This window comes from Shewanella sp. 10N.286.51.B8 (assembly GCF_041469325.1).
Lineage (GTDB): Bacteria > Pseudomonadota > Gammaproteobacteria > Enterobacterales > Shewanellaceae > Shewanella.
The window spans coordinates 156,991-180,374 of the sequence record NZ_JBFRKG010000035.1 but is presented as its reverse complement, the minus strand read 5'-3'; the positions used below and the strand labels follow the sequence as shown (position 1 = coordinate 180,374).

Here is a 23,384-nt window from a genome sequence, read left to right as displayed (position 1 = left end):
TTGAGTTATTAGCTGCAACATATCAGCGTGAGCGATGAGTGTGGACGAATGCCCATGTGAAAGTAGGTCATTGCCAAGCGCCTAATATCTCTCGTAAGAGAGTCGATAAAGGCCTGACTTAACAGTCAGGTTTTTTTCGTAGTTGGGGTAAAAGACAACAATTCCTGATGTTGATTGCTGAGTCATTAGCTGCTGAATATTATTACTTAAGGCAAGTGTGGGCAGTACCCATGTAAAAGCAGGGGTTATCTTTAGGGCTAACGGACTGAATAATGCTATGTCAGTGAACAATAGATCATAGTAAGGCTATTCCACTAAGTCGCGCCAAGCAAAGTGTGTTTTGCCAAGGGTGCTACTGTGCAGAAGTTTTTACGTTGCTGAAGTTTATTGATGGCATATTTTCGATTAGCTGTTGTTGATCTCTGTCGTCTTTAGTATGTTATTAATGCGTCAAATATTTTATTAGCAATCAACGGTGTAGCCTTGTCAAAGCGACCTTTATTTTCACTATCATTCTTAGTGCCTTTTTTTATAAGCGCCCTGTTCTTTCTATTAGTCAGTGGGGAGTTTTACTATGAAAGAGAAGAGTTGCATTCTCAACTGGCGGCTAATGAATCTAAGCACATTGAGAAAGAATTGTATCGGATGACGCATGTCATTGAGTCAGCGTTAGCTAATCAAGACACTTCAAGAATTGAACAAGAGGTTTCTCTTACTGCTATAGATAGCAATATGATGGTTTATGTCATTTTAGATGCTTCTAGCCAAATTCGCTTCGCTAATCATGTCATATGGCGTGACAGTAATGCTACTAATGTTATTGATGGTTACATCAATGACATCCATCAACAAGCGGTAAGCAATAAACGCCCACTGATTCAAACCAATTTAGAGCGTGGCTCTATACAAGCATATTATCCTATCAATGCCTCAGATAAATATAGTTATTCTAGCGCGGTAGATGTGATTTATGTTGAGTACAATATCTCCTCATTGATGGCTGAGGCTGCAGACAGCCTCCAAAAACGCTTTATTTATATTTGGGCAATTGGTGGCATAATTGTGCTACTTTTTTGCTTAGGGTTATATTTGGTACTAATTAAGCCTATTAGAACTTTAACTAAAAATGCGCAAAATATTGTCAATGCTAAAGGGGGATCGACTAAGGTGACTACCTTTGTCGATGAGTTATATTGGCTCAATAAGTCATTGGTTCAAGTAGGGCTACATTTAGCCGAAAGCAATCAGCGACTGACTAATGCTGAGCAGCGTTGGTTATATTCTATTAATGCAGATCAACACGGTATTTGGGACTGGGATACTATATCCAATGGCGTCTTCTTATCAGATCACTGGAAAGAAATATTAGGTTATCAATCCGATGATATCGCTAGCTCCTATGAAGCCTGGGAAGCTTTGTTACATCCAGATGATAAAAAAGCAGTGGTAGCAGCACTTAATAATTATCTGCAAGGTAAAACTCGCAATTACGAAAGTGTTCATCGGATGCTAACTAAGGCGAATGATTACATTTGGGTGTTAGATAGAGGTCAAATTATCCAGTGGGATGAACTGGGTAAGCCAATAAGAGTCATAGGTTCGATAAACGATGTTTCTTCTGAACTTGAAAACCAACAGATTACTGTAGAAAGGCAAAGTCATGTTGGGGTGTCAGATATTATTGATCGGGAAGCGTTAGCTAACGAATTGTTTGACCTTCAAGCTTATGCGCGTAAAAGTAATCAACATTGCAGCTTGCTAGTCATTAATCTAAGTAACATTAAGTTAGTAAATGAAGCGTTAGGTGAGCAACTCACTGATCGATTACTTATGCAGATTTCAGCAAGGCTTTCTGGGAGTTTTTCAAATAGCTGTTTGTTAAGTCGTCTGGGAGATGATGAATTTGTTATTGCAGCAAAAAATTTAGGTAATAATTTAGAGCATGCCAATAAACGTGCGTTAGCGTTAGCAAGTGAAGTTCGCCAAGTGGTTGGCCGTAGTTTCAGCATATCTGGACAAGATGTTTCAGTTTTTACTCAAATTGGAATGGTGGTTTTTGATGGCCAAGAATCTTTAGAACCGAGTCAGTTACTTTCTCGTGCAGATAAAGCTTTATGCAAAGCTATTGAAAGTAAGACCAATAGCTGTGTGCTACATAGTTTACTGTTGGATGCTAGCCACAATGAACCCTTGAAATTACAACGGGACTTAAAGTTAGCGATTAAGGCTGGCCAGATATCCTTGGTTTATCAGCCTGTAGTAGATATACATGGCAATACCGAAAGTGTTGAAGTATTGATGCGTTGGCATCATCCTCAGTTAGGTTTTATTCGCCCGAAGCAATTTATTCCAGTTGCTGAGCTTTCTAACACGATTTTTGAACTTGAATTATGGATGTTAAGTCAGGTTTGCTTATTTATAAAGAGCTTACAAGCTGCGAATTTAAATTGCCCGTGCTTTTCAATTAATGTCTCTTCTAGGCATTTTCATCAAGATATGTTTGTTGATGTTATTCTTAACAAGATTGCAGAAAGAGGCGTTAATTTTAATTTAATCCAATTGGAGTTGTCGGAAGATATCTTTTCTATTAATCCTATCACTGCAAAAAATAAAATTTTAAAACTACAGCGGGCCGGTGTCAGAGTCGCTATCGATGATTTTGGATCAGGTTTATGTCCGTTACATCGCTTTAATGGTATTCATTTTGCTCAGGTTAAGCTGGCTACTGGCTATATTAATGATATTGTTAGTTCAAAAGAGGCGCGAAAGATATTCCGCTCACTTATTAATATGACCAAACAGTTAAATTATCCTGTCGTAGTAAAGCACATTGAAGATCGTCAGCAGTTGAGTTTACTGAGCGATCTTAATAGTAATTTGTTTCAAGGCTTTGTAATTAGTAGGCCGCTATCCCAACAAGACATTAAACACTTATTAGAATCAGAAATTAACCTGAGCGTGGTTTGGAAAGTACCATTTAGTTAGTTTAAGTTATAAGTTAACTGGACTTCCCAAACTTCAGACAGTCATCAGGGTTTCTAAAGTGTTAATGGCACTAATATCAATGGCGCTAGTATAATTGCTATTAATAGCTGCTAATTAGTATTGCTCAAGAAAAGCGAACATACTTGTCAGTGCTTGGTTACGTACCTCATCTACTTCCATAAATATCTCATGCCGACTGCTGTGTATCCTTTGTAGCTGGCATAAGTTATTTTCCGCTCTATCTTGGGCTGCATTATCCACAATGGTGTCTTCAGTCGCTTGCAAAATAAGAATGGGCTTGATACTCGTTGCGGCCACTTGGGTTGCGTTATCAGCTGCTGTTATAGCTTCTAATAGCCAGTTGTTTGTGGGCGAGCCTAACTGAATTTGTGGATTCTGCTCAAACAGCGCGATAGAGGCTTGATAACGATTTTGGCTATGGGTTAGCTCATTGTCAGCAAAGCTGGTTGCATTATAGTTTTTACCACCAATAACATAGTTGGGCTCTTTGTCTGCAGTATAAGTATTTAGCAGCTTGGCTAAAGAGCGAATAAAGCCTTTATTCATTGGCAAGTTGATGCCATACATGGGGGCTGAAAACACCGCAGCATTAAATGTGCTTGGATATTGGCCCATATACAAAGTACCTATGGTTCCCCCCATTGAGTGGCCCACAAGATATAGAGCATCATGTGCTTGGGGTTGAACAATTTGCTTGATAAAAACATGAAAGTCATCGATATAAGTCTGAAATTTATCAATGTGACCCTGGTGATTATTTTTTTGACTGCGTGATGACAAGCCTTGACCGCGATGATCGAGAATATAAACGCTATAGCCTTGCTGATATATATTGAACATCAGCTCTTTATATTTTAAATAGCATTCAACCCTGCCACTACTGATGACAATTGCTTTGTTGGTGGTTGGATTTCGAATAAAAGCATAGGCAATATCGGCATTGTCTTGACGTAGTTTGGCTTGCGTTACCGCTTGCCAAAATTGTTGCTGCTCATCATTATTAAGTTGTTGCTCTGACGAAAAAGACAAATCGATCACCTTAAGCTTTAAGAAATAGGACTAGGGTTTGGCTGGATGTAAACCTTGGCAGTGTAGCAAACAGTGATACTGATGGGGAAGGTGGTTATAGAGAGCTAAATGGCAATTTAGCTCTCTAATGAGTGTCTATTATTAGTTTACTCGTTGCTGCTCGCTAATGAACTCGTCAACCATTTGTTCTAGGATCGCCATGGTAACTGAACCATTTTCTAGCAATGCATCATGAAATAAACGGATGTTAAAGTCTTCACCTAATGCAACTTCAGCTTTGTTACGTAAACGCTTTATGGTTAATTCACCAACTTTATATGACAGTGCTTGTCCTGGCCACGAAATATAACGGTCAATTTCGGTGGTGACATTGTGTAGTGATAATGCGGTGTTACTGGCCATAAACTCTATGGCCTGCTCACGGCTCCAGCCTTTTGCGTGCATACCAGTATCGACCACAAGACGTGCTGCCCGCCACATTTCATAGGTTAAGCGGCCAAAATTACTGTATGGGTCTTGGTAAAAGCCCGCTTCTAACCCTAGATACTCTGAGTACAATCCCCAACCTTCGCCAAATGCCGAGATATAACTCAAGCGTCTAAAGTCGGGTAAGTCTGTTAGCTCTTTATTTAGCGAGATCTGTAAATGATGCCCAGGTACTGCTTCATGCAAGGTTAATGCTTCCATTTCATATAGCGGACGTTTATCGAGGGCGTATGTATTGACCCAGTAGTAGCCTGGCTCATCATCACGGTTTGAGCCAGAGTAACGTCCCGTAGTGTATTTAGGGGCGATTTCAGCCGGTACTGGTTTAATGCCATAAGGGGTTCTAGGTAAGGTGGCGAAAAGTTTAGGCAAAGCAGCATCTGCTTTTTTAGCGATATAAGCAGCTTCTTTTAATAACTCTTCAGCTGTCTTTGGGTAAAACTGTGGATCTGTGCGTAAGAAATGCAGAAATTCAGCAAAGCTGCCTTCAAATTTTACCTCTTTGATGACTTGTTCCATTTCTGCTTTGATTCGGGTGACCTCTGATAAACCCAGTTGATGAACTTCATCGGTTGTCATGGCTAAGGTGGTGTAATAGGCCACGCGGTTTTGGTAAAAAGCCTCGCCATTAGGTAGCTCTTTTGCGGCAATCGCAATACGGGCATTAGGAATATATTCTTCAGTCATAAAATCGAAAAAATCTTGATACAGCGGTAGCACTTTTTGCTCAACAGTATCTCGACCTTGCTGGGTTAATTGCCGTTTTTCAGACTCGCTAAAGTGATCGGGAAATTGAGTGAAGGGTTTGTAATAACCGCTGTCTTCAACAGGGACAATATAGGCACTAATACTTTGCTCAAAACCGGTTAAGGTTACTTTTGCTGGGGTAATACCACTGCTTAAGCCCTGTTTTAGCCAAAATGTTTGCTGGGCAAAATAAGTGGGTAAGGCATTAAGTTTTGCTAAATAATCTTGATAATCTTCAACGCTATTAAAGCGCCCATTAGCGATTGAGGCGATGTAAGCATGAAAACCACTTTCGGCCGTTATCGGTAAGTAATGATCTTTAAAGTTGTACATATCAACACTGTTTTGCAGTTGGTACGCTAATAACTGTGTATTAATTTTGTCGGTTTTTGACAGGGTGACCGGATCAATTTGCTTTAATGATGCCAGTAGCTTTTTCTGACGTAGATTCTTTTGGGCTAAGGATTCTGGTGATAAATCAGCTAATTTATCGGCCTTTGACTTATCGCCTAATGAATAGGCCAATGTCGGCGAGTAATCCAAGTCTACTTGCCAAGCGTTATCAATAATTGATTTCAGGCTCATATTTTCTACTACTGCCGCTGTAGCCGTTTCTTTTACCTGAGTTGGGGTTTCAGTTTTTTCGGGAACGCCTAAATAATATTGAGCTTTAGAGCCTGAAGTCATTTTACAGCCAGAAATGGCAAGCATGATGAACGCTGGCAGTATGAGCTTTCGCATGGGAAATTCCTTTAAACGTTGGTAAATAACAAATTTAGCTAACTAAGCCACAACATAGCAATTCAATCATATGCTCGCTAGTGAAATTCATCGACATAATTGTTACTGATTGCATAATTTAGTTGCTGCTAAGGTCGTTTTTTTGTCGATGCGTGTTAAACTTTGCTTGCTGGGTGTTCATAAAATAAAAAACACATTTAGCTCAAAAATTTAATAGGGGGCAAAAATGATCAATACATCCATTCCGCTGGTTGATTTGCATCGTCATTTAGACGGCAACGTGCGGGTCAAAACGATTTGGGAGCTTGGCCATCAGCATGGTATTCAACTGCCTGCTAACTCAATTGCAGAGTTGGCTCCCTTTGTTCAAATTCAAGGCAAAGAAAATAGTTTAGTGGCATTCCTGACTAAGCTGGATTGGATGGTGGGCGTATTAGCTGATTTAGATGCTGTAAAACGCGTAGCATATGAAAATGTTGAAGACGCGGCAGTATCAGGGCTTGATTACACTGAACTGCGTTTTAGCCCATATTACATGGCAATGAGTCATAACTTACCGATTGAAGGCGTGGTTGAGGCCGTTATTGATGGCGTCAAAGCTGGCATGAAAGATTATGATGTTAAGGTTAACTTAATCGGCATTTTGTCGCGCTCATTTGGACAAGAGAAATGCCGCTTAGAGCTTGATGGCTTGTTAGCGCATCGAGATAGCTTGGTGGCAATGGATCTAGCTGGCGATGAACTAGGTTTCCCTGGTGAGCTATTCAATGAACACTTTAAGCGAGTGAGAGATGCTGGCTTGCAGATCACAGCCCACGCCGGTGAGGCGGCCGGTAGCGAGAGCATGTGGCAAGCAATGCAAGAGTTGGGTGCTACTCGAATTGGCCATGGTGTAAATGCTATCCACGACCCTAAGTTGATGGAATATTTAGTTAAGCACTCTATTGGAATCGAGTCATGCCCGACAAGTAATTTACATACTTCAACTGTGGCTGATTATGATGCTCATCCATTTACTCAGTTTCTGGATGCTGGAGTATTAATTGGTCTTAATACCGATGATCCTGGTGTGAGCGCGATTGATATCAAGCATGAATATCGTATCGCTAAGTCAGAACTGGGTTTAACTGATGCTCAGCTGATGCAAGTGCAACGTAATGGTGTTGAAATGGCCTTTTTATCAGGCAGTGAACGCAAGGCGCTATACGCGTCAAAGTTATAGTTAGCTCCTACCTGTTTAGCTGAAAATAAACATAAAAAAACCGCTGATAATCAGCGGTTTTTTATTGCGTGATAGTAAAAACTAAATCACTCGCGAGAACTGTTGCTGACGTGCTTTTTGACGATAGTAAACGTCAAAACACATACAGATATTGCGGATCAACAGACGACCGGTAGGGCTAATGGTAAGCTTACGGTCTGTGATATCAACTAATTTATCATCAATGAAGGTTTGTAGCAGTTTTAAATCTTCAACAAAGTACTCTTCAAAATTAATATCAAATTGCTGTTCAATTTTGGCTAAATCGAGGTCGAAGTGACAAATCATTTGTTTAATCACTACACGACGAATTTCATCGTCACGATTTAAGCTACAGCCTTTCCATAATGCGTGACCTTTTTCGTCAATCGACTCGTAGTATGGACGGATATCTTTTTGGTTTTGGGCATAACAATCGCCAATTTGGCTAATTGAAGACACACCTAAACCTAATAGGTCACATTCTTCCTGAGTGGTATAACCTTGGAAGTTACGATGAAGCTTACCGGCATTTTGAAGCTTTGAAAGCTCATCATCTGGCTTAGCGAAGTGATCCATACCAATGAACTGATAACCTGCACCGGTTAATGATTCAATGGTTTGATGCAACATATCTAGCTTTTGCTGTGGCGAAGCCATATCTTCATCTTTAATCTTACGCTGAGCGGCAAAACGAGATGGTAAGTGCGCATAGTTAAAGATAGACAAACGATCCGGTGATAACTCAATCACACGCTTAATGGTTTCTGCAAAGGTTTCAGGGGTTTGGTGCGGTAGACCGTAGATTAAATCTGCGTTGGTCGATACAAAGCCCATGTCTTTTGCTTTAGCCATTAAGTCAAAAATAAACTGCTCATCTTGTTCGCGGTTTACGGCAACTTGTACCTTTTTATTGAAATCTTGTACACCAATAGAAATACGGTTAAAGCCAGCTTCTTTTAATGTATCAAGCATGGTTAATTCGATTTCACGAGGGTCTACTTCAATAGAGAATTCGCCAACATCAGCAAAATTAAAATGACTTTTAATCAGCTTTGATAAGGTTAAGATTTGCTCTGGGTTTAAGAATGTAGGTGTACCGCCACCCCAATGCATTTGGGTCACAGTGTAATTTTTGAATAACGGGGCACGCTTAACAATTTCACTTGCAAGGTATTCAATGTACTGGTCAGCTTTATGTGCATGACGAGTAATGACTTTATTACATCCGCAGTAATAACAAAGCTTGGCACAAAATGGGATGTGGATGTATAAAGACAGTTTGTCACTTTTACTGGTTTCAATCGCTGAAAGTAGATTTTGCTCAGTAAAAGTATCGTCAAATTCTAAAGCCGTTGGATACGACGTATAGCGTGGACCACTGTAGTTATACTTTTCGATCATTGACTGATCCCAACTTATTTGTGTGGGCTGCTTCAAGGCGTGTCCTCCGGGTAAATTAGCAATGTACGAAGTATGCAAGTATCTTTAACAAATAACCTTGATCTACGTTGTAAATTTGAAATTTCTCATTAGCAATTAGGTGCATTTTTGCAGGAAAAGTTAGCATTTAGGTAGATTTGTGGCATAGCTCACAGCCTCAATATCCATGTTGAGGCTGTTATCTGTCTTATAACTAAGGGATTTGTTAAAAACTGTCGGTTATTAATGCATGAAATGAAACTGTTTCAACTTCTTAGCGTCTTCAAGCAAGCTTTGTTCTAACTTTGCTTCAGATTTCATTCTGGCTAAGTCCAATTTCATTCGCTGCTGTTTAGGTAAAGCGCTGCGTGCATCTTTTATGGGATGATCTTTAATACAGGCGTAATGCTCGAAGATATGCGGGAATTCAACGGCCATTGCTTCAGACATGGATAAGGTATCAAATAACTTAGCGATTCGCATTACCCCTTCAGAAGGCTCACAGCGCTCTTCTAACATGGCTGCTGCGATATACTTGATATCATCTAATACTTGTTGTTTTTTGGCTCTGGCTTCTATTGTGCACTGCTTACTGGCTGCTAGTGATGCCTGTTGTTGTTTCTTGACTTGTAATAGCAAGTATCCGGCGTAAGAAGCTAAAAGTAATACAATGATGACAGCGACAACAATAACAATGCTAGACACAGTTTATCCTTAAAGTGATGTTAGGCTTGAATAAGGCTTAGTTTAGAATAAATAGAAAAATGGCATATCTGAAATAGATATGCCATTTAAAAGTAGTAATGATTAAGACTGGTAGTCTTTTAATACATCCGCGCCTGTTTCAAAGCGCTCATATAAATCATCATCTGAAGCGGCTTTTTTACTCGGAGCGGCTGGTGCTGGTAATTCTTCAGCATCCGAAATGCCTAATTTTTCCATCAGCGATTCAATTTTAGATAATTGGCTATCTAACCATTTCTGATCGTCAGCGGCTAAGTCTTTGCCTTCTTCTAGCAAATCAAGCAAGTCATTAAACCTTGGATCTTCTTCAAGCTTTAATAATTTTTGCTCGTCAGTCAGTTTAGGCTGTTTCACTTTTGCACTAGCAGCAACAGTTGCTTCTTTAGCTGGTGCAAACGATAACGCAACAGGCTTCTTGCTACCATGACGAGGGTCATTATTTTTTTGCGTTTTCACATGTGGTGATTCTTTTTCAATCAGGGCTTCGTTATGACGGCTACCTGATTTACGACCAGAATCATTCTTCTTGCCGCCGATGACTTTGCGCTCAGACTTTTTGACTCTTGGTGCTTGTTTAGGGCCATTTTCGCCGCCCTTGCGCGATTTTTTACTACGAGCCATTGGTGATCTCATTAGGTTGTAAAATTTGGCTAGACGGATTCATATCCACCTTGCACTAAATAAGGATGCGCTTTATATCAGACTTTGATGTTTTTTGCATCAATACGAGCTCTTTTGCTGCAAATAATAGCGTAAATTCGCTGTGTTGTGCCAAATACTCGAAAGTTTGTTGCTGATAAAAGCTAACGTGAGTGGGGTTATTCTTGAAATGCCATTTAGAAAAGTGATTTAAATCAGTCATTAAAGACGTACTTATTGCTAACCATCCACCAGGTTTTAGCAATTTTGACAGTAATTGCCATTCTTTACCTGGTTGCTGGAAATGCTCTAGTACCCGATAGCAGCAAATGAAATCGTATTGCTGATTGAAAAGTTGTTGATCGGCTTTAACAAATGGGTCGTACTGATAAAGGCGGTGACCCGCGTGTTCAATTTTGTCGAGGCTGGCTTTGTCTAGCACCCTGCCAAAATTGAGCCCTGTCAATGAACCACTTTGCTGGGCGCTTATCTGTGACAGCAAGGGTTTGATAAATTGAATTAGTTGCTTTTGCTTGCTGGCTTTATTGGCTCGGCCATAACGCTGTAATTGCGCTGCCGGCATAAGGTGGGATTGGGGGTTAGCGAAAACAAGGCCGCATTGATCGCAGCGGTAAAAGGCTCTTTTTTTATCTTGTAGAAAAAATTCAGCACGATAACGGCACAAGGGACATTTTATCATTGAAGTAAGCAGGCACCTGAACAAAAACAAAGATATATATCAATCAATAGCAGATTTAGGTTGATTATGAAAGTGATTACAAAAAGCGGAAATAAAAAAAGGTGGCAGTAAACTGCCACCTCGTAAAACAGTGCTTATCACACTATATTCTGATTCCAAGTATCCGTACTTGCTATGTGACTATCCCGGTCAGTATCCTTCTTGTTTTTAGCGCTTTCCATGCTTTTTTAGTTGTTATCGGTCTTCAATGACACTTTATTTAAATCCTGTTGCCGTCCTGACCACAGCTTCCGTAGATGGTCTTCAATGACACATCAATTTCCTAGTTGTCTTCAATGACATTAGTAAACAATCCATGTTTAAAGTACCGTCCAGTGATATCAAGCCTCCGCAAGTGCATCCTAAGCAATTAGCTTCCTTTGCCGCTACTTTAATCCTTAAAGTAGTGTCCTTATGGGGTTTTATCTCTGTTGCGTAAGGGAGTGCTATTTAAGCGTGTCGACCATTCGGTCTAATCCTTACAAATTCTATATGACCTGGACTTCAAGCTGAAATCACTACTCTTATTATTTTTAGTGAGTGGTCTTATTTATATTATTGTTATTGGTAAATATTATTCTTATATCTTAAATGTAAACGTAGCCGAAATCTGTGAGATAGAATTGATATTTTTGTTCTGACAGTTGGGTTCATTTCGGTACGGGGCTATTTAACCCTAAAAGAGCGATCTCTGTCAAGCCTCAATAGCCTCAAGTTTACGTAAACGTAAACTTGAGGTTATAAAAAAGGGTGAATTGTCACCCTTTTTGTCGTTGTCAGCGCGAGCAGTAAAATTTACTTAAGGCTTGAAATATATTGAGATAATGCTTGGATATCACTGTCAGTTAGCTTTTTAGCAACATCTTGCATCATGCCATTGAGATCGTTGTTACGATTTGTATCGCGGAATTTATTTAGCTGGATTTTGACATAATCAGCATGTTGACCACCAATTGATGGGAAGCCTGCAAGCTCTGCGCCTTTACCATCTGGTCCATGACATGCCATGCATGAAGTGATACCACGATCCATATCGCCGCCTTTATAAAGGGCTTCGCCTTCAGCAGGAATACTCGCCACATCGGCTACATTTAATGTTTGGCTAGCATAATATGCAGAAACATCCTTAATATCTTGTTCAGATAAGGATATTGACATGCCTATCATGGTAGGATCATTACGACCTTCTTTGCCGCCGCTTTTAGCCGCCGCTTGGAAATCATGTAATTGCTTTTCTAGATAAGATGCGTGCTGTCCGGCCAGTTTAGGCCAAATAGGAGCAATGCTGTTACCGTCAACACCGTGACAGGCTGAACACATAACTGATTTAGTTTTACCCGCTTCCACATTACCTTCAGCGATTGCAGGGGTTGATATAGCGGCAAATACAGACAGCGCAAGAGCTAACTTTTTCATGGCGTTCCAACTTCTTGTTTAATTTATTGTCCTGAGCTTACTAGGGTGACCTGCAAGCGTGGTAAAATCTACAAACTGTGATCCGGGTAATATTTTACACGAAAATGTGGAAAAGTAAGCAAATCTTACATAATTAAGGTATTACCTAAAAATTATTGGAGTAAATCGTGCCAGAAACGCGTATAGATTTTCGAAAAACCAAGTTTTTAATTAGTGCGCCAGACATTGCACACTTAAATGAGTACTTACCTGGTGATGCCGGAGTAGAAATAGCGTTTGCTGGCCGCTCTAATGCAGGTAAGTCAAGCGCCTTGAATGCATTAACGGATCAAAAAGGCTTAGCAAGAACCAGTAAAACCCCCGGTCGTACTCAACTTATTAATGTTTTTGAACTTGAAGAAAACCGTCGTCTAGTTGATTTGCCTGGCTATGGTTTTGCTAAGGTGCCTTTAGCATTAAAAAATAAATGGCAAAAAGCTTTAGGTGAATATTTACAAGAGCGCGCCTGTTTAAGCGGTGTTGTGGTGTTAATGGATATTCGCCATCCGCTTAAAGATCTCGATTTGCAAATGATTGAGTGGGCTGTGCTGAGTGAAATCCCAGTGTTAGCTTTGCTTACTAAGTCTGATAAGCTCGCGCAAAACGTCAAAATGAAGACAGTTAATGCGGTGCGTAAAGAGTTAGCTGAGTATGGGGATTGGGTTAAAGTTGAACCTTTCTCTTCTACTAAAGGGACTGGTAAACCTAAAGTGCTAGGCATTTTAAATGAGTGGTGTAACCCAAGCTGGCTCACTGAAGCTGAAGCGGAGCAAGCATCGCAAGAGCAGGCTGAATAAGAATAACTAATTCTTATTCAGTTTAAAAAGGCTATTAAGACTTTGTACTTAGTAGCCTTTTTTGCATTTAAAAATCGAGTTTCGAAAAATGGCAAAAAAAAACCGATAACTAAATAGCTATCGGTTAAAAAAATTAGCTCTTTTGGGGAGAAGCTAAATTCAACAAGACTCAAGTGCCATCTACTCATTGATGACGCTCAATAAGCTCATAATACCTGTTTCTTAAATGTAGTTAAAGTATTTACTCTAAAATTTATTTTGGGCAAAAAAAAGCTCCAACATATATAGATGCTGGAGCGCCATAATTCGGCTTGTCACTATTTCTAGTGAAATAAAAAGGTCTGAAAGATGGAACATCTTAACCTCTGTACCCTACAGCGAAGATAATACGGTATTAGCCTTTAAATGAAAAACTGTTTTTCGTTAAAATGAACAATATTGTGAGCAGCAACACAATTTATGCTGGGTTTATCAGCGTTTTTTGTGCAAAAGACTAAGTGGTAAACAAGCAGGTAAAAAAATACCTGTAAATTTTTCATTACAGGTATTTTGTATTCGGCAATGACTATCTGTTTAGCCGCATCCGTTTCATCATCTGTTTAGGTGTATATGTGAGTCGTTAAACCCTAGTGCGCCTCATCCCAATTGTTTCCAAGTCCTGCTTCAGCTAATAGCATCACATCAATGGAGGCCGCTTCGGCCATCAGTTCACAGACCTTGCTCTTCAAGGCTTCTGCTTTATCTGCATCCACTTCGAAAACCAATTCATCGTGCACCTGCATCATCATGGTGATCTCACCTTGAGTGTCGTTCTCAATCCAAGCGGCGATCTTTATCATCGCTTTTTTGATGATATCAGCGGCAGTGCCTTGCATTGGCGCATTAATCGCTGCGCGCTCAGCCGCCTGACGGCGCATGGCGTTTCTGTCTTTAATATCAGGTAAGTACAGTCGTCTGCCGTAAAGGGTTTCGACATAGCCAACATCAGCGGCTAACGCGCGGGTGTCTTCCATGTACTTCAATACGCCAGGATAGCGGGCGAAGTAAGTATCAATGTAGGTTTGAGCTTCTTTACGTGGGATATCTAGCTGCTTGGCCAAGCCAAACGCTGACATGCCATAGATTAAACCGAAGTTAACCGCTTTAGCTCGGCGGCGTTGCTCGGTAGTCACTTCTTCAAAATGCACCCCAAATACTTCTGCTGCGGTGGCTTTATGAATATCTTTATTTTCAGCAAATGCTGTCAATAAGCCTTTATCTTGTGAAAGATGCGCCATGATGCGTAATTCAATTTGCGAGTAATCGGCAGCCAATACTTTACGGCCTTCAGCGGCGATAAAAGCTTGCCTAATGCGGCGACCTTCTTCGGTTCTGATAGGGATATTTTGCAGGTTTGGCTCGCTTGATGATAAACGTCCTGTGGCGGCATTGGCTTGATGATAGCTGGTATGCACGCGCCCGGTAACAGGATTAACCATTAATGGCAATTTGTCGGTATAGGTGCTCTTTAATTTTGACAGACTGCGGTGCTGCAAAATAATTTTAGGAAGCGGGTAATCTAGGGCTAATTCAACCAGTACATCTTCTGCGGTTGACGGGGCACCTTTTGGGGTCTTTTTGATGACCGGATAGCCAAGTTTATCAAAAAATAATGCCTGTAATTGCTTTGGAGAGCCGAGGTTAAACTTCTCACCGGCGATGTCATAAGCCTTAGTTTCAAGATCGTCAATCTTCTGTGCAAGTTCATCACTTTGTTGACTGAGCAGCATGCTGTCAATGAGTACGCCTTGACGTTCGATATTTGATAATACTTGGATTAGCGGTAATTCAAGTTCATTAAATACTGAGCTGAGTGTTGGCTCTTTCTCTATTCTTGGCCATAGGTGCTGATGTAAACGCAGGGTGATGTCGGCATCTTCTGCTGCATAGGGCGCAGCTACATCCAAATTAATTTGGTTGAAGGTTAACTGTTTTGCGCCTTTGCCGGCAATTTCTTCAAAGCTAATATTTTTATGACCAAGATACTTAAGGGCTAATCCGTCCATATCATGACGAGAGGCGACAGAGTTAAACACGTAGGACTCAAGCATGGTATCAAAGCGAACACCTTTAAGGCTGATGCCTGCATTGGCAAAGATACTGATATCGTATTTTAGGTTTTGGCCGACTTTTTCAAGTTGGTCATTTTCTAAAATCGGTCTTAATTGCTCAAGTGCGTACTCCATAGCAAGTTGCTGTGGTGCGTCTAAGTAATCATGGGCTAACGGCAAATAAGCCGCTTTACCTGCTTCTATTGCAAATGAAATACCGACCAGCTTTGCTTCCATGTAGTTTAGGCTGGTGGTTTCGGTGTCGATGGCAATTAATTTAGCTTTTGATAGCTTTTCAATCCAAAGGGTTAACTGCGCTTCGGTTAATATGGTGTCATATTCAACTTCAATGGCCGCAGCGACAGGCGTGATTTCCTCTGTGGTGTTAGACTTGCTTGATGTATTAAAGCCTGATTTATTATCCAATACTTCTGCTAACCAGCGCTTGAATTCCATTTCACCATAAAGCTTAACCAATTCATCGCGGTTTTGTGGTTTGGTGGCTAATTTATCCCAGTCATTATCCCACTCCACATCGGTTTTGATGGTGGCAAGATCGTATGACAGCTGCAGCATGTCTTTATTTTCGGCAATTTTCTTTGGCATGGTTTTAGAGCCGCGGAAAGTCACATCTAACACGCTTTCTGGATTGGCAATGAGCTTATCAACACCGCCGACTCCCGTTAACATAGCTAAAGCTGTTTTTTCGCCAACACCTGGTAAGCCAGGTATGTTATCGGCTTTATCACCCATCATTGCCAATAAATCGATGATAAGTTCAGGGCCAACACCAAATTTAGTGGTGACTTCTTCTGGGCCCATTATGGTATCGGTCATGGTGTTAATCAAGGTGACGTTTTCATCAACAAGTTGCGCCATATCCTTATCACCTGTGCTGATAAGCGTCGCGCGACCTTCTTTACTGGCTTTAAGTGCAATCGTGCCGATGACATCATCAGCTTCAACACCCGGTATACAAATAAGTGGCAAACCTAAAGCGTGAATAATGGCATGTAGTGGTGCAATTTGAGTGCGCAAGTCATCAGGCATAGCCGGGCGCTGTGCTTTATATTCGCTATACATATCATTTCGGAAAGTTTTGCCCTTGGCATCGAATACCACGGCAATATGGCTAGGGTTATAGCGGCTCATTAAACTACGAAGCATATTCACTACACCGTAAACTGCACCCGTCGCTTCACCTTTAGAGTTGGTTAAATGCGGTGGAGAATAATAAGCGCGGTAAAGGTACGAAGAACCATCCACAAGGACGAGTGGGTTATTGGGGATTGTTGGCATAGTTTGGTTTCATATTCAGTGTTCTGAGATGGCTCTAGAATGCCACATACACGGCTTTTCGGCCACGGCAAATTTCATCTCAGGCTGTGGATAAGTCTGTGAGTGAATTAATTAATCAATTAGAGGTGTTTTAAATACGGCTGGGAGTAAAACAGTTAAACCTTTGATTTATTGTATTAATTATATTTTTTGTGAGTTGAATTATAGTTTTAAAATATATTCCTAATTTGTGGACTTTTTTAATATTCTTATTGAATTAACTCGAATCTTGGTACAGATTTTAAACCATGGTGTGAATTCGAGAAACTAAGTTAGCATGTTTTTTGAACAGATCAATAGGTTTGTTGAAAAAAAGTTAAATTAATACAATGGTAAGGGATCATTAATGAAAAATATTGCGGTATTACTCAGTGGGAACGGGGTGTTCGACGGAGCAGAAATTCAAGAGTCAGTATTAGCCTTATTGGCATTATCTCAGGCAGGGGCGAGTTATCATTGCTTTGCGCCAAATATTAATCAACTGCACGTGGTGAATCATTTAACCGGTGAAGTTGAAGTGAATGCTCAAAGAAATGTATTACAGGAATCAGCGCGTATTGCCCGTGGTGACATCAGTGATGTTAGTGCGCTTAATATTGCGCAATTTGATGGCTTAATCGTCCCTGGTGGATTTGGCGCAGCCAAAAATCTTTGTGACTTTGCTATTGCTGGTGGTGATTGCGTGGTCCAGCCACAAGTGGAAAGCTTCATTCAAGAATTTGTGCTTGCCAGCAAGCCAATGGGCTTTATGTGTATAGCGCCTATCATGTTACCGCGAATATTTAAAAATTCTCCTAAGGGCACCATAGGTAATGATCGCGCGACGGCTCAGGCATTTAATGAAATGGGTGGTGAGCATTTAGAGAGTACTTGCGCTGATATCGTTATTGATAAGCAAAATAGGCTGGTAACCACCCCAGCCTATATGTTGGCGACGTCCATAGCTGAGGCTAATGTGGGTATTAAAAAGCTCGTTACAGAAGTGCTGGGGATGTGTTAGTGGTTATTTAGCGGCTGATTTACGGCTATCAAAAGCGCCTTGAGCTAAACCAATCAATAATCCGCCGATATGAGCACCATTGGCGATGGGCATACCAAGTAAATCGGTAAAGCCCAGTACCAGCCAAACAAGCATAAAGCCCATGTAGCTATTAGGGATGCCAATACCTGATTGGGGTTGGCGTTGCCCCATTATCCAGGTGTAGCCCACTACGGCGTATACCACGCCTGATAAGCCGCCAAAGTTAGGCCCTGTCATCATGTATTGCACGATGCTGGGTAAACTCCCTGCAACGACGAGTAATATTATCAGTGGCTTGCTGCCTAGCTTGGTTTCAATCTTGCCGCCTAGATACCACCACCATAATAAATTGAAGGCGATATGCATTAATGAAAAATGCATTAAACTTGGGGTGAATACGCGCCATATTTGGCTAATGTCACTTTGGGGCACAGCGCCAAAAAATGATAACTGGCTAAAAATGCTATTGGCAAAGCCAAGGTTCATGCCGGCATATACCAGCACACAGGCGAAGAAGGTAATAAGAGTTAGCGGCCCTGCACCAGTAATAAACTGTTGGATAAGCCCCAAGCTGGAGGAACCATAATCTAATTTTGTTTCGGTGGTGCCATTATCCCAAGAAGCTTGTAAGTACTTTTTCTGATAAGGGTTTTGTCTAAACTGTTCAAACTCATATTTGGCTTGTTCTGCCTGAGATTGTTGATCAACGACCAAAGATACGCCCGTTTCAATCACTACGGGGTAGCATTCAATACCAAGACCTTTTAAATAGTCTATAAATGCCTGTGCTGCGCGAGCGTTAGGTAATTGGCCGATTTCAATCATGCGTGAGCTGCACTCCAAGCTGTATAACCACCATCAAGACTATAAACATCATCAAAACCTTGTTCGATAAGGTAACCTGCAGCGCCTTGACTACTCATACCATGATAGCAGACAACAACTAGGGCTTTATCCATATCAGCACCTGCCATAAAGTGTGAGATATTTTCATTGGTAAGGTGCACAGAGCCTTCAATATTCCCTGCTGCAAAACTGGCTGCATCACGTATATCAACAATTTGAACATCACTGGCATCTTCTTGCATGTGAATGAGTTCATTAATCGATAAATGCTTAAACGCTGACATGGTTAATCCTTTAAAAAATGACGATAGTAAAAATGAAAATAGAGCCTTTAGTATGTGACAAGGGGTTGTACGTATACAACCCCTTTTTAGATGAGAATAAATCCGCTATATGGTGATTAATCCCAATTCAATATCACTTTACCTGATTGACCTGAGCGCATAGCGTCAAAGCCTTGTTGGAAGTCATCAACGCTGAAGTGATGCGTGATAATTGGCGACAAGTCTAATCCAGATTGAATTAAGCTGGCCATTTTATACCAGGTTTCAAACATTTCACGACCATAAATGCCTTTTAAGATAAGGCCTTTAAAGATGACTTTACTCCAATCAATCGCCATTTCACCGCCAGGAATACCTAGCATGGCAATTTTACCGCCGTGATTCATAGTATCGAGCATTGAATGGAATGCTGATGGGACACCTGACATTTCTAAGCCAACATCAAAACCTTCAGTCATGCCTAATTCAGTCATCACATCTTGTAAGCTTTCGGTTGCGACGTTTACTGCGCGAGTCGCGCCCATTTTACGGGCTAGATCAAGACGGTATTCATTTACATCAGTGATAACCACATGGCGGGCGCCAACGTGCTTACATACAGCGGCAGCCATAATCCCGATAGGACCTGCGCCAGTAATCAGTACATCTTCGCCGACCACATCAAAAGATAATGCCGTATGCACAGCATTACCAAATGGATCAAAGATAGACGCTAGGTCATCTGAAATATCGCTAGGGATTTTAAAGGCATTAAATGCTGGGATCACCAAATATTCAGCAAAGGCACCTTCGCGGTTCACCCCAACACCAGAGGTGTTGCGACATAAGTGAGTGCGACCACCACGACAGTTTCGGCAATGACCACAAGTGATGTGTCCTTCACCTGAAACACGGTCGCCGACAGTAAAGCCGCGAACTTCTTGGCCCATATCGACCACTTCACCGACATATTCGTGTCCAACAACCATAGGCACAGGAATGGTATTTTGCGACCATTCGTCCCAGTTGTAGATATGCACATCGGTGCCACAAATGGCGGTTTTACGGATTTTAATTAATAGATCGTTATGGCCCATTGTTGGCTTAGGCGCATCAACCATCCAAATGCCTTGTTCAGGCTTTAATTTACTTAGTGCTTTCATGTGTAGTGAGTCCTAAATAATGCCCATTTCTTTACCAATACGGGTAAAGGCTTCGATTGCTTTATCAATTTGCGCTTTAGTGTGCGCCGCTGACATCTGGGTACGAATACGGGCTTGGCCTTTTGGCACAACCGGGAATGAGAAACCGACAACATAGATATTTTCAGCTAATAGACGGTTTGAGAAATCACCTGCCAATTTAGCATCACCAATCATTACCGGGATAATGGCGTGATCAGCACCTGCTAAAGTAAAGCCTGCTGCTGTCATTTTTTCACGGAAGTAACGGCTGTTTTCCCATACGGCTTCACGTAAATCGTGACCCGTTTTTAGCATTTCTAACACATGGATTGATGCACTCACGATTGAAGGCGCTAAAGAGTTTGAAAATAAGTAAGGGCGAGAGCGCTGACGTAACCAGTCAACCACTTCTTTTTTAGCAGAAGTGAAACCACCTGAAGCGCCGCCTAAGGCTTTACCTAAAGTACCGGTAATAATATCGACGCGATCCATTACTTGGCAAAACTCGTGGGTGCCACGGCCATTTTCACCAACAAAACCCACAGCGTGAGAGTCATCAACCATGACGAGTGCATCGTATTTATCGGCTAAATCACACACACCTTGTAAGTTGGCAATCACACCATCCATTGAGAACACGCCATCAGTGGCGATAAGAATGTTTCGTGCGCCCGCAGCTTGCGCGGCAATCAGCTGGGTTTCAAGATCGGCCATATCGTTGTTGGCATAACGGAAACGCTTAGCTTTACATAAACGCACACCATCAATAATAGAGGCATGGTTTAGCGCATCAGAGACGATAGCGTCGTTCGCATCTAGCAGAGTTTCAAATAAACCCGCATTGGCATCAAAACATGAAGAGTAAAGAATGGTATCTTCCATTCCTAAAAATTCACTTAAGCTATTTTCTAATTGCTTATGAATATCTTGGGTGCCACAAATAAAACGAACCGATGCCATACCAAAGCCGTGGCTTGATAAACCATTCTTAGCAGCATTAATTAATTCAGGGTGATTTGCCAAGCCTAAGTAGTTATTAGCACAGAAGTTAATCACTTCTTCGCTATTTACATTGATAGAGGTTTGCTGGGCAGACGCAATGACACGTTCACTCTTGTATAAGCCTTCAGCTTTAACATCGACAAGTTGTTGATTTATGCGGTCGTAAAATGAGGTAGAGGCCACCTGATTTCTCCTAATAATGGTTATTATGTTAATCGCAACCTTTGGCTGTTTAAGTAAAACATGCGCTGATTTCTGATCGGGAGTTGTCGGCATTCTACCCTTAATTTTTATAAGGCCACAGCGTTTTTTTTAAGCGCAGTGGTTACATAAAATTGATTAGGGCTTGGGGTGATTTCGGATAAATAAAACTAATCAACTTTCATTAACTGGGGAAGTATTAATAAGTGGCAGTAAAACGGTATTTTATGATTAAAATACTGCCAATCCCTTTTGCCAACGCTATTATTATAGTTGCCAGCAATGGGATTGTAAGGGCGGTTTAATTTACCTGAATTAAAGCTCTGGGCAGGCGTCTTGAGAGACTAACTCGCGGTAGTGCTGCTCAAGTCGTGCAAAGGTAGGTTGAGAAATTGGCGTTGAATACGCTTTAAACAGCATAACCACCCGTAATAAACCTTTGTAAATTGCAGGTTTGGTGATTTTTGATGCACCCGATTGGGTCAGTTGATAGCTAATCCAATAGCTAACGATCATCTTCATGGTATCTGCAAGTTCGACGATGTTATCGTCTTCAACGTTTAAAAAACCATCTTGTTTAAGTTGTTTAAGGACGTTACTTGAGCGTGCTAATACGCTTTTTTGTGCCAGAGTATAGCGCTGCTTTAAGGCTTCATCTCGACTTAAAATATCGGCTAGGTTGGCGTACATAAATCGGTATTGCCACATGGTATAAAACATCGCATCGAAATAGCCCAATAATAATTCAACGTCAATTGATACGTCTTCATAAGGCTTTGAACCATTTTCAAGATTAGATTCATACATGGTGAAGATAGAATTGATAATGTCTTCTTTATTGCGGAAATGGTAATACAGGTTTCCAGGACTGATATTTAAATGAGCCGCAATGTGATTGGTGGTGATATTACGTTCACCATGTTCGTTAAAAAGTTCAAGGCTGGCAAAAACTATCTTATCGCGGGTTTTCATATCAGTTCCAATTATCAGAGGCTCATGAAGAAATCATTTCTTAACTAGGTACGACTAAGCTCATATCCCTATGAATTTAGATTATGTTAACATTGTGGATATCTGACAAGCAAAATTGATCAAGTAGTTTTCATGACTCGTGGCGTATATTCTGTTTTACTCTTGCTGTTATCCCCTCTCATCGTGGCATATTTGGCTTTTCGTGCGTTTAAAAGCCCTGATTATCGCGGCCGCTGGGGCGAGCGTTTTGGATTAATGCGCTTAAAGCAAACTGATGTACTTATTCATAGTGTGTCGATGGGGGAAACCTTAGCAGCAATACCGTTAATAAAACGCTTAATGAAACAGTACCCACAACTGTCATTTACGGTTACCACCACAAGCCCTACGGGATCTGCTGAGGTTAAAAAGGCTTTTGGCGATAGTGTGCAGCATTGTTACCTTCCGTTTGATATTAACCTTTGTATTAGTCGCTTTATCAAGCAGGTTAATCCGCAACTTTGCGTGATTATGGAAACTGAATTGTGGCCAAACCTGCTTCATTTTGCCAAGAAGAATAATACTCGCTTGGTGTTAGCTAATGCGCGCTTATCGCAAAAATCTGCCGATAAATACCATAAGCAAATGGGGCTAAGTTTACCCATGTTAACGGCGCTTGATGCTATTGCGGTGCAAACCGAGGCTGAATCTGCCCGCTTTGCGGCGTTAGGGGCCAACACTCAGTCATTGCATGTTTGCGGCAGTTTAAAGTTTGACATACAGATTGATGACAGCAAATACCAACAAGCTAAAACCTTAAGAGCTGATTGGAACCGAAGCCAAGCCCCTGTATGGGTTGCTGGCAGTGTTCATCCTGGTGAGTTTGATATGATGTTGCAAGCCCATAAAAAAGTGTTGGAGCAATATCCTGATGCGCTGCTGATTATGGCGCCAAGACACCCTGAACAATTTAATGTTGCCGCTGTGACGACCACTCAACAAGGGTTAAATTTAGCAAGGCGCAGTATGAATGAGGCGGTCGATCAGCACACCCAAGTGCTGCTGGGCGATACCATGGGTGAACTGTTGATGTTGTATGGGGCTGCCGATGTTGCCTTTATTGGCGGCACACTGATTGAAAGTGGCGGGCATAACCCTTTAGAGCCTGCAGCAATGGGCTTGCCAGTAAGTGTTGGCCCGCACCATTGGAATTTTGCTGAAATCACCCACTTGCTTGAGCAAGCTGGTGGCTTAACCGTGGTGAATAACGCCGATGAACTCGCTGACATGCTATTACAGCTGTTTGCTAACGTCGAATTGCATGATGGCGCCGCCAAAGCGAGCTTAGCGGTGGTGTCTCAAAATCGCGGCGCATTGCAAAAGCAGTTTGAAATAGTTGAGCAGCAATTGCGCTTTACTCAGTTAATCAGCTAATCGCTAAAT

The 23,384-nt window shown here is 41.3% G+C and carries 18 protein-coding genes; 5 read left to right on the top strand and 13 right to left on the bottom strand.

Annotated elements, in window-relative coordinates; translation table 11 throughout:
- Positions 1-588 precede the first annotated feature (588 nt).
- On the top strand, positions 589-2,985 hold the full coding sequence (locus AB4160_RS14395; RefSeq protein WP_372005204.1) for a putative bifunctional diguanylate cyclase/phosphodiesterase: 2,397 nt from the start codon (positions 589-591) through the stop codon (positions 2,983-2,985).
- Positions 2,986-3,099: 114 nt separating this feature from the next.
- Here AB4160_RS14395 and AB4160_RS14390 read toward each other — a convergent pair whose 3' ends face one another.
- Complete coding sequence (locus tag AB4160_RS14390) at positions 3,100-4,035, bottom strand: alpha/beta fold hydrolase (RefSeq protein WP_241901074.1); 936 nt, start codon at positions 4,033-4,035, stop codon at positions 3,100-3,102.
- Between the two features lie 141 nt (positions 4,036-4,176).
- Entirely contained in the window at positions 4,177-6,009 is a 1,833-nt protein-coding gene (locus AB4160_RS14385) for a DUF885 family protein (protein ID WP_372005202.1), read from the bottom strand.
- Between the two features lie 226 nt (positions 6,010-6,235).
- Between AB4160_RS14385 and add the strand changes: the two genes are divergently transcribed.
- Positions 6,236-7,231, top strand: coding sequence for an adenosine deaminase (gene add, locus AB4160_RS14380; protein ID WP_372005200.1), 996 nt, complete (start codon positions 6,236-6,238; stop codon positions 7,229-7,231).
- Positions 7,232-7,312: 81 nt separating this feature from the next.
- Here the strand turns inward: add and hemN are convergent, their stop codons facing one another.
- From hemN to AB4160_RS14355, 5 genes are all read right to left on the bottom strand, one after another.
- Positions 7,313-8,689 (bottom strand): oxygen-independent coproporphyrinogen III oxidase, encoded by a 1,377-nt coding sequence (gene hemN / locus AB4160_RS14375; protein WP_076542040.1) that lies wholly within the window; start codon positions 8,687-8,689, stop codon positions 7,313-7,315.
- A gap of 225 nt (positions 8,690-8,914) precedes the next feature.
- Positions 8,915-9,376, bottom strand: coding sequence for a DUF2489 domain-containing protein (locus AB4160_RS14370; RefSeq protein WP_372005198.1), 462 nt, complete (start codon positions 9,374-9,376; stop codon positions 8,915-8,917).
- Positions 9,377-9,478: 102 nt separating this feature from the next.
- Positions 9,479-10,036: a Der GTPase-activating protein YihI gene (gene yihI / locus AB4160_RS14365; RefSeq protein WP_303445843.1), complete on the bottom strand. Its 558-nt coding sequence runs from the start codon at positions 10,034-10,036 to the stop codon at positions 9,479-9,481.
- 55 nt (positions 10,037-10,091) lie between these two features.
- Positions 10,092-10,754, bottom strand: coding sequence for a methyltransferase domain-containing protein (locus AB4160_RS14360; RefSeq protein ID WP_102436160.1), 663 nt, complete (start codon positions 10,752-10,754; stop codon positions 10,092-10,094).
- Between the two features lie 834 nt (positions 10,755-11,588).
- Positions 11,589-12,209 (bottom strand): cytochrome c, encoded by a 621-nt coding sequence (locus AB4160_RS14355; RefSeq protein WP_102435891.1) that lies wholly within the window; start codon positions 12,207-12,209, stop codon positions 11,589-11,591.
- Between the two features lie 167 nt (positions 12,210-12,376).
- Between AB4160_RS14355 and yihA the strand changes: the two genes are divergently transcribed.
- The gene (gene yihA / locus AB4160_RS14350) at positions 12,377-13,045 is read left to right on the top strand and encodes a ribosome biogenesis GTP-binding protein YihA/YsxC (RefSeq protein WP_372005195.1); all 669 of its coding nucleotides are present in this window, start codon (positions 12,377-12,379) and stop codon (positions 13,043-13,045) included.
- Between the two features lie 626 nt (positions 13,046-13,671).
- Here the strand turns inward: yihA and polA are convergent.
- The gene (polA, locus tag AB4160_RS14345; protein ID WP_372005193.1) at positions 13,672-16,434 is read right to left on the bottom strand and encodes a DNA polymerase I; all 2,763 of its coding nucleotides are present in this window, start codon (positions 16,432-16,434) and stop codon (positions 13,672-13,674) included.
- Between the two features lie 385 nt (positions 16,435-16,819).
- Between polA and elbB the strand changes: the two genes are divergently transcribed.
- On the top strand, positions 16,820-17,473 hold the full coding sequence (elbB, locus tag AB4160_RS14340; protein WP_372005191.1) for an isoprenoid biosynthesis glyoxalase ElbB: 654 nt from the start codon (positions 16,820-16,822) through the stop codon (positions 17,471-17,473).
- Positions 17,474-17,476: 3 nt separating this feature from the next.
- Here the strand turns inward: elbB and glpG are convergent, their stop codons facing one another.
- The 5 genes from glpG to AB4160_RS14315 form a co-directional block, all read right to left on the bottom strand.
- Positions 17,477-18,319, bottom strand: coding sequence for a rhomboid family intramembrane serine protease GlpG (gene glpG / locus AB4160_RS14335; protein WP_372005188.1), 843 nt, complete (start codon positions 18,317-18,319; stop codon positions 17,477-17,479).
- A complete protein-coding gene (gene glpE / locus AB4160_RS14330) occupies positions 18,316-18,624 on the bottom strand; it encodes a thiosulfate sulfurtransferase GlpE (RefSeq protein ID WP_372005186.1) in 309 nt (102 codons plus the stop codon). Before glpE ends, glpG begins: the two co-directional genes overlap by 4 nt.
- Positions 18,625-18,740: 116 nt before the next feature.
- Positions 18,741-19,766 carry an L-threonine 3-dehydrogenase gene (gene tdh, locus AB4160_RS14325; protein WP_372005183.1) on the bottom strand — a complete coding sequence of 342 codons (1,026 nt, stop codon included), beginning with the start codon at positions 19,764-19,766 and terminating at the stop codon, positions 18,741-18,743.
- Positions 19,767-19,778: 12 nt separating this feature from the next.
- On the bottom strand, positions 19,779-20,972 hold the full coding sequence (locus AB4160_RS14320; RefSeq protein WP_102475999.1) for a glycine C-acetyltransferase: 1,194 nt from the start codon (positions 20,970-20,972) through the stop codon (positions 19,779-19,781).
- A 333-nt stretch (positions 20,973-21,305) separates the two neighbouring features.
- Complete coding sequence (locus tag AB4160_RS14315; RefSeq protein WP_102435876.1) at positions 21,306-21,962, bottom strand: TetR/AcrR family transcriptional regulator; 657 nt, start codon at positions 21,960-21,962, stop codon at positions 21,306-21,308.
- Between the two features lie 132 nt (positions 21,963-22,094).
- Between AB4160_RS14315 and waaA the strand changes: the two genes are divergently transcribed.
- Positions 22,095-23,375 (top strand): lipid IV(A) 3-deoxy-D-manno-octulosonic acid transferase, encoded by a 1,281-nt coding sequence (gene waaA, locus AB4160_RS14310; protein ID WP_372005181.1) that lies wholly within the window; start codon positions 22,095-22,097, stop codon positions 23,373-23,375.
- Positions 23,376-23,384: the final 9 nt, after the last annotated feature.